Annotated in this window: 8 protein-coding genes; 1 reads left to right on the top strand and 7 read right to left on the bottom strand. The window is 67.9% G+C overall.

Features of this window, described 5'->3' with window-relative positions; genetic code table 11:
- Positions 1-42: 42 nt before the first annotated feature.
- Both AC1DZQ_RS21125 and AC1DZQ_RS21120 read right to left on the bottom strand, forming a co-directional pair.
- Positions 43-522, bottom strand: a complete 480-nt coding sequence (locus AC1DZQ_RS21125) for a Dps family protein (RefSeq protein WP_476965344.1) — start codon at positions 520-522, stop codon at positions 43-45.
- A gap of 166 nt (positions 523-688) precedes the next feature.
- Positions 689-1,507 carry a sigma-70 family RNA polymerase sigma factor gene (locus AC1DZQ_RS21120; protein WP_476965343.1) on the bottom strand — a complete coding sequence of 273 codons (819 nt, stop codon included), beginning with the start codon at positions 1,505-1,507 and terminating at the stop codon, positions 689-691.
- Positions 1,508-1,750: 243 nt separating this feature from the next.
- On the opposite strand from AC1DZQ_RS21120, the gene flgN reads away from it, so the two are divergent.
- Positions 1,751-2,266 carry a flagellar export chaperone FlgN gene (gene flgN / locus AC1DZQ_RS21115; RefSeq protein WP_476965342.1) on the top strand — a complete coding sequence of 172 codons (516 nt, stop codon included), beginning with the start codon at positions 1,751-1,753 and terminating at the stop codon, positions 2,264-2,266.
- A gap of 14 nt (positions 2,267-2,280) precedes the next feature.
- Here flgN and AC1DZQ_RS21110 read toward each other — a convergent pair whose 3' ends face one another.
- From AC1DZQ_RS21110 to AC1DZQ_RS21090, 5 genes are all read right to left on the bottom strand, one after another.
- Positions 2,281-2,529: a carbon storage regulator gene (locus AC1DZQ_RS21110; RefSeq protein WP_476965341.1), complete on the bottom strand. Its 249-nt coding sequence runs from the start codon at positions 2,527-2,529 to the stop codon at positions 2,281-2,283.
- 9 nt (positions 2,530-2,538) lie between these two features.
- Positions 2,539-3,681 (bottom strand): hypothetical protein, encoded by a 1,143-nt coding sequence (locus AC1DZQ_RS21105; protein WP_476965340.1) that lies wholly within the window; start codon positions 3,679-3,681, stop codon positions 2,539-2,541.
- Positions 3,659-5,707, bottom strand: a complete 2,049-nt coding sequence (locus tag AC1DZQ_RS21100; protein ID WP_476965339.1) for a flagellar biosynthesis protein FlhA — start codon at positions 5,705-5,707, stop codon at positions 3,659-3,661. Before AC1DZQ_RS21100 ends, AC1DZQ_RS21105 begins: the two co-directional genes overlap by 23 nt.
- Positions 5,708-5,813: 106 nt before the next feature.
- Complete coding sequence (locus AC1DZQ_RS21095) at positions 5,814-6,902, bottom strand: EscU/YscU/HrcU family type III secretion system export apparatus switch protein (protein WP_476965338.1); 1,089 nt, start codon at positions 6,900-6,902, stop codon at positions 5,814-5,816.
- Positions 6,902-7,660, bottom strand: a complete 759-nt coding sequence (locus AC1DZQ_RS21090; RefSeq protein WP_476965337.1) for a flagellar biosynthetic protein FliR — start codon at positions 7,658-7,660, stop codon at positions 6,902-6,904. Before AC1DZQ_RS21090 ends, AC1DZQ_RS21095 begins: the two co-directional genes overlap by 1 nt.

Raw genomic sequence — 7,660 nt, 5'->3', positions numbered from 1 at the left:
CCGGACGCTGCTGTTTTAAGGGCGGACTGGTGGAGCCGGTCCCTACTTTTTGTCCGGAGTGGTCACGCTGGCGTTTGCCCGCATGGTCTCGGCATTCACCATCCAGGCATACTGCTCAAGCTTGGCAATGAACGCGTGCAGGAGATCCGCGGTGGTGGGGTCTTCCTCATCCACTTCATCATGGACCTTGCGCATGGTGCCGACGGCCGCCTCGAGGGCCGCGACAATCCGTTCGATGGCGTCCTTCGTGTTGATCAGGCCCGCGGGGAACTCGGCGAGTGCCGTGGACTTGGAAACCGTGGAACTGCGGCCATCCGGCAGTGCGTGGAGGGCACGCATGCGCTCGGCGAGGTCGTCCGCGAATTCCCGGGCGGCGTCGACGATCTCATCCAGCTGGAGGTGAAGGTCCCGGAAGTTGGTCCCGACGATGTTCCAGTGCGCCTGCTTGCCCTGAACGTGGAGTTCGATCAGGTCCACCAGAACCGCCTGCAGGTTGGCCGTCAGTGTAGGTGTTGCTTTCATGCATCCTCCTCGATAGAACCGGTACCGTGCGGGCCACGCGCGCCACTTGCTGGCACTGCGGCCGATGCTTCCGACGCTACCGCAGGGCAGCGATGGGCCGCGACGGTTCGGGGAGGAATTTCTCGGTCAGCTTACTAAGTCGGCTTACTAACCGTTTCGGGGAGGCTTAGACGGCCTCGTTAAGGAGCGGCCCCCGTGGGAACACGGGCCGTGTGATGCCGCCCGAGGTGGAGTCGGAGAGCTGCGTGAGGTAGTCGTTGCGGCGCCGCGGGGTGATCCTGGACTGGGGTTCGAACGGCTGCCCGGGGTCGTCGGCGTAGTGGGCGGTAAGTCCGTCGCGCATGAGCCGGATGGCCTCCGAACGCTGCTGGGACACCGCGGCGTGCGTGGATCCGAGTTCCGCGGCCAGGTCTTTGACCGTCCGGTCGCCGAAGTAGATCTCCTCCACCACGTAGCGCATCCGGTCCGGGAGAGATTTCACGGCAGCCCGCAGGTACTGGAGCCGTTCGTCCGCGAGCACGGAGTGTTCCGGTGTGAGGGTTTCGGCGGCGAGGGTGTCCACCACGGCCTCATCGAGGGGCGTCAGCGTGCGCGAGGCGTCCGCGAGCGCGGCCTCCACAACGCTTTGCTGGACGCCCAGGGCGGAAGCGATCTCGTCCACTGTGGGGGTGCGGCCCAGGGCGGACGCCAAGGTTTCCTGCACGGACATGGTTTCCTTGATCCGCCGGCGGGCGGAGCGGGTGGCCCAGTCGCTGGCCCGCATCTCGTCCGCGAAGGCGCCAAGAATGCGCCGGCGCGCGAACGCGCCGAACGGCACCCCGAGGTCCGAGTCGAACGAATCGGCCGACGTGATCAGGGCTATAGCCCCGGCTGAGGCCAAGTCATCGCGAGAAAGGTGTGACGCTTTCGAGCACAAATCTGAGACGAGATACCCCACCAGCGGAAGGTGCTGCGTGACCATCTCGTTGCGTTCCACGCGATTCAATACTGTGTCCCCCCATGAGACCTGATCCGAAGGGTCCTAGACCCTTTAAAACACCGAGAGCCGCACCCAAACCGACCGGTGCTCCCCCATTGGAGTCAGCGTTCGCAAGTAGGGCGCAGCACCCATGGTGGAAACCTATCACCTGATCCAAGATCTGCGTGTACCCTCAGGGAAATGCTTGGCAAAAAATGCGGTGACCGCCCTGTTGCTGTGATTCACGGGGCGGAAAAGGGAATGGGGCCCATGAGCGCAAGTGATCTCTCCGCAGCACTGTGGCAGGAGCGGCGGCATCTGGATCTGCTCCTTTTCAGGCTGGAAACGCAGCGTCTGCACGTCGTGGCGGGGAATCTGGAATGGCTGAACTTCATGGCCTCCGAGATTGAAACCGTACTGGACCGCCTGCGCTTCGAAGCCCTGGCCCGGAGTGTTGAATCTGCTGCCGTGGCGGCCCAGTGGGGCCTGCCGGCACAGACCACGCTCGTCGAACTGATTGCGGCCGCACCCGCCGGGCCGTGGTCCGAGATCCTGCGCGAGCATCTGGACGCCCTCCACGCACTCCTGGCCAGGCTGGGCGAGGCCGTCCGCGTGAACGAGGAGGCGCTGCGGACCTTCCCGCTGCCGGAACGCCCCGGCGCGGCGGGCACGGCCGGGCTGCTGGATCAGCTGACCACCGGCGGAAACCTGGAGCGGTCCCTGGCCGTGGTCCGACGTTCAGCCCAGCCGCTACTGACCCAGTATCTGGGAGGGGACCAGATCTGATCCGGTGCGGGTCCTCAGCCGTCGGCGGGAGTGGCACGCGGCGGCATGAGCCCGCGCAACGCGTCCTCGGTGTCCGGGCCCGCTTCCGCCGCCGCGAGGTTTGCCGCCGCGATGGCTTCGATGACTTCCCGGCGCTGGATGGGAACACCACGGGGCGCCTCGATGCCTATCCGAACACCGTCGCCGCGGCCTTCCAGAACAGTGATGACGATGCCGTCGCCGATCATGATCTGTTCGCCCGGCTTGCGTGTAAGTACCAGCATCCTCTCAATCTACCCTTCAGCCCGGGAGGCGTCGTACGATTCCCGCCGGTTCTGCCATGTCGGTTCCGGTCCGGCGGGGCGCCCGTCGATCCAGCCCACAGGGAGTCCCAGGCCGTTGACGCTGTCAGGTGACCCGGTCTCGGAGGCGCCGACCACCGCCACTGCGGTCACGTTGAGCTGGGCGGACAGCACGCCGACCCAGCGCGCCGTGTCCTCATGTTTGCGTCCGGCGTCGACCACCACCCAGACCTGGTCGGCGGAGAGCGCGGCCACGGACTGCACCCGGGCCAGGGCATTGCGGGCCTTGCCGAGTCCGAACGCCGCCAGGACGGTGCGCTCCGTCAACACAGCGTGGGCGCGCGCGGCCGTGGCGCTTTGGCGCCCGTCGAGGTGAAGGTGGCCATAGGCGGAGAGCTCGCCGGCGGTCCGCACATCGGCGCCGCCGGCTGCCGTGGACATGGCCAGGGCGGTATCCATGGCGTCCTCGCCCAGCCCGACCAGGACCACGAGATCGCCGACGCCGGACAGCGGAGCCGGGGCCGGGGCACCCGCAGCGCTGGCCGGCGCGGCGGCGGCAGGCCGCGCGGGGTTGCTGGCCGCGGGAGGCCCGGCAGCGGGAGGCATTTCCGCCGGGGTCCAGATGGCGGGGGCCGGCGCGGGGGCCGGGAACCGGGAGCTAACGAAGGCGGAGGGCGGTTCCGCCGGGGTCCGGAGCCCGGTGCCGAGCTGTTCCAGAAGGTGGGCGAAATCAGGCGACTCGGTGGACACGCCGGCGCTTGCGGGCCGGTGCAGGCTCAGCTCAACGGCGTCGGCTTCCTTCAGGAGTGCGGCGATGGCCGCGCCCTGAAGGTGATGGGACGGCCCGGCGTCGGTCTCCCCGGCGGGAGCAGCGCCCGCGGGAGCACCGGCGGCCGTGCCCGGCTCGGTCCCGGCCAGGATGTCGGCGTCGGGCACAACCTCGCCGGTGACGACCTCGTGCTGGGACTGGATCTCGATCATGGCCTCGTAGCGGTCCTGGGCGAAGAGCCCGGCGATTCCGGGGCTGATGACGCGTTCGGCCGATACGATCCGGGCCGCAGGACCGTACAGCTGTTCTGCCTTGCTGCGAATTTCCTCGAGCGAGGCTCCCTTAAGCCGATAGCGGTTCGGCATGGCGCACCACTCCTACTGTTTCGATCTGGACGTTGGCGGAGGTCACCTCGCGGTAGGACAACACGGGAACGGATCCCGGCTGCGCGCCGACGAGGCGGTGGATGGCGGGCCGGAGCGCCGGTGCGCACACCAGCACGGCCTGGCGGTTGGCGGCGGCCGCGGCGTCGACGGCGGACCGCACCGAGCGCAGCACGGCGTCGAGCCTGTCCTGCCCCATGACGATCTGGCTGCCGCCCTCCGCGGGCCGCATGTCCTCGAGCATGTGTTGTTCCAGGACGGGGTCGATCATGATGACGTTGAGCACCGGGCCGTCCATGAACTTGGCCGTGAGGGCAGGTCCCAGGGCCTGCCGGGCGGCTTCCACGAGCGATTCCGGATCCGTGGAAATCTTGGCGCGGAGCGTGAGGGCCTCGTAGATCCGGGCGAGGTCGTTGATGGGCACCTGCTCATCCAACAGGCCTTGGAGGACGCGCTGCAGTTCGGCGAGGGAGAGCAGGGCGGGGGTCAATTCGTCGACGGCGGAGGGGCTCTGCTTGCGCACGCCCTCGGTCAGCACGCGGACGTCCTCGCGGGACAGCAGCCGGGCAGCGTTGGCCGCAACGATCGAAGACAGGTGGGTGACCAGGACGGAGACCCTGTCGATCACCGTGGCACCCGTCATTTCGGCATTGTGGCGCATCTCCCCCGGAATCCATTTCCCGGCGAGCCCGAAGACGGGCTCGATCATCGCCGGGCCCGGGAGCGAATCCAGGTTGTCGCCCAGGGCGAGCATTTGGCCGCCGGGGGCCGTACCGCGGCCGGCTTCCACGCCGGCAATCCGGATGGCATAGGTGGCCGGCGGCAGGTCAACGCTGTCCCGCGTCCGCACGGGCGGGATGACGAGGCCGAGTTCCATGGCGATCTTGTGCCGGAGCGACCGGACCCTGGCCAGGAGATCATCGGAGGCGCCGGAGACCATGTCCACAAGGTCCGGTGCCAGCAGGATCTCCACGGGGTGGATGCGCATGTCTTCCAGGAGTTTCTCGTTGGGATCCTGTTCCGGGAAGTTCAGCGCGGTCGACTCAGCCTCCCGGGCCGTCTCCGCAAGCTGCTGGCTGGCCGCGGTCCGGCGGGAGGCGATGATCAGGCCGACTCCGACGACGACGAACGGGATCGGCGGCATGCCGGGGATCATGGCCATGGCGAGGGCGGCGACGCCGGCGATCATGAGCGCGTTCGGTGACTGCAGCAGCTGCGTGGACGCCGTCCGGCCCATGTCCGACTCGGCGTTGGACCGGGTCACGATCATGCCGGTGGAGACGGCCATGAGCAGCGCCGGGATCTGGGTGACGAGCCCGTCGCCCATGGTCAGCAGCCCGTAGGTGTTCAGGGCGTCGCCGATTTCCAGGCCGCGCTGCACCATGCCGATGGCGATGCCGCCAACGAAGTTGATGATGATAATAATGATGCCCGCGATGGCGTCGCCCTTGACGAACTTCGAGGCGCCGTCCATGGCGCCGTAAAAGTCTGCCTCGGCTGAGACTTCAGCCCGCCGCTCCCGCGCCTGGGTGTCGGTGAGGAGCCCGGCGTTGAGGTCGGCGTCGATCGCCATCTGCTTGCCGGGCATGGCATCGAGCGTGAAGCGCGCGCCCACCTCGGCCACGCGCTCGGCGCCCTTGGTGACCACGACGAACTGGATCACCACGAGGATGAGGAACACGACGGCGCCGATGATCATGGAGCCGCCCACCGTCACCTTGCCGAAGGCTTCAATGACCTGCCCGGCGTACCCGTTGCCCAGGACCAGGCGGGTGGAGGCGACGTTGAGGCCGAGCCGGAACAGCGTGGCCACGAGCAGCAGGGACGGGAACACGGAGAAGTCCAGCGGCTTTTTGACGAACATGCTGGTCAGCAGGACCAGCAGTGCCAGCAGGATGTTGCAGACGATGAGAAAGTCGAGCAGCGGCGCGGGAACGGGAACCACCAGCAGGAGCACGATCCCCACGATGCCGATGGGCACCACCAGCCGGTTCAGCCTGTTGTTCATGGTGCTGTCCTTTCACAGACGCTGATTCCCAAAGTTTTCATGCCGTGCGCCACGATGTGTCCCATGCCGTGTTTCACGCTGTGTTTCGCGCGTTGCGCAACGTGTTTCATACGGTGGCGACCGTGCCGGTCATGCGGTGCATCCCGGCGGCGGCGCCCCGGGCCTTGAGCGCCATGACGAACGCGAGGACGCCGGCCACCGCCCGGTAGAAATCCACCGGGATCTCGTCCCCCAGCTCACAGGCCCCGTGGAGGGCCCTGGCCAACGGGACGTCCTGGACCATGGGCACGTTCTTTTCCTCGGCCTCTTCCCTGATCCTCGCAGCCACATGGCCGGAGCCCTTGGCCACCACGCGGGGCGCGGACTTGCCGGGCTCGTACTTGAGGGCCACCGCCACGTGCGTGGGGTTGACCAGGACGACGTCGGCGTCCCCGATCGCCGCGATCATCCGGTTGCGGCTCATCGCCATCTGGCGTGCCCGGCGCTGGGACCGGATGAGTGGATCGCCCTCACTGCTCTTGTTCTCGTCCTGGACTTCCTTCTTGGACATCCGCGTCTTCTTGCGGTTGCGCCGCATCACGACGAAGAAGTCGGCCGCGGCCAGCACGATTCCGGCGGCCACCGCGAACTGGACCAGGGCGGAAATGCCGCCGGCGGCGGCCTGCACCACCCCGGCGACCGGCAGCCCGCCGGCGGTCAGCAGCACCGGAACCAGTCCCTGCACGACGGTGTAGAGCACCAGCCCCACCACGCCGGCCTTCAGCAACGCCTTGAGGCCGCCCCACACCGCCTGGGCGCCGAAGAGCCGCTTGACACCGCCGAGCAGGTTGAAGTGTTCGAACTCGAGCCTGAATTTCTTCAGGTGCACACCGCCTTGGAGGGCCGAGCCGGCGAGGACGGCCAGGAACACGACGATCAGCAGGGGCCCGATGATCCCGGCGATGGACGCGAACCCGGCTTCCAGCGCCCGGACGGCTTTGCCGGGGTCGGGGGCGGACATGATCCCGCGGACGCTGAAGAGCTGGTCCGTGGCGGCGTTGGCGGCCCGGTCCACCGTGCTGGGCAGCATGAGCGCGGCGGCGCCGACGCCGAGCCATGCGGTGAGGTCCTGGGAACGGGACAGCTGGCCCTTGGAGCGGACCTCCCGCATCCGTTTGTCGGTGGCTTGCTCGGTTTTTTCCTGTGAATCCGCCATCAGCCCACCCCCAGCACGGCTTTGGCCGCCTGCCCCGCGAGACTGGAAACGATCCGCGGCAGGGCCAGGAACATGAAGCCGGCCAGCGTCAGGGTGAGAAGGATCTTGAGTGGGAAGCCGAGCGAGAAGGCGTTCAGCGCCGGCGCCACGCGGGTCAGCAGGCCGAGCCCGACGTCGGCAAGGAACAGGACCACCAGGAGGGGCCCTGCGATCTGCACGGCGGCGAGGAACATGCCGGACACTGCCGTGATGATGGCCTGCACCGGCTGGGCCAGATCGATCCCCCCGGCCAGGGGCAGGGCGGCAAAGCTGCCGGTCAGGCCCGTGATGACCAGTTGGTAGCCGTCGGAGGCGAACAACAGGGCCAGCGCCGCCATCTGCAGAAGCCGGGTGAACTGTGCACCGTTGACCATCATTTGGGGATCGTAGGCCTGGGCCATCTGGAACCCGCTGAAAAGGTCGATCAGGCTGCCGGCGGACTGGATGGCCGAGAAGATCACCAGGACCAGGAACCCCAGGACCAGCCCGGTGACGAGCTCCAGGACCACACCGGTGACGAACGCGGCGGTGTCGCGGGGGGTGTAGCCGCCGACCACGCGCTGCGTCACCGCCAGGCCCAGCCCCAGCCCCAGCATGGCCTTCACCCGCCCCGGGAAGGCCTGGTGCGAGAAGGGCGGTGCCACGATCAGGAAGGCGGTCATCCGGACCGTGGCCAGCAGCAGAACTTCCAGCCAGGTCGGGTCGATGGGGATGCCCAC

The sequence above is a fragment of the Arthrobacter sp. P1_C12_2 genome, from assembly GCF_056406415.1.
The sequence above is the reverse complement of the archived record's forward strand: the minus strand, read 5'-3'. Positions and strand labels throughout refer to the sequence as shown.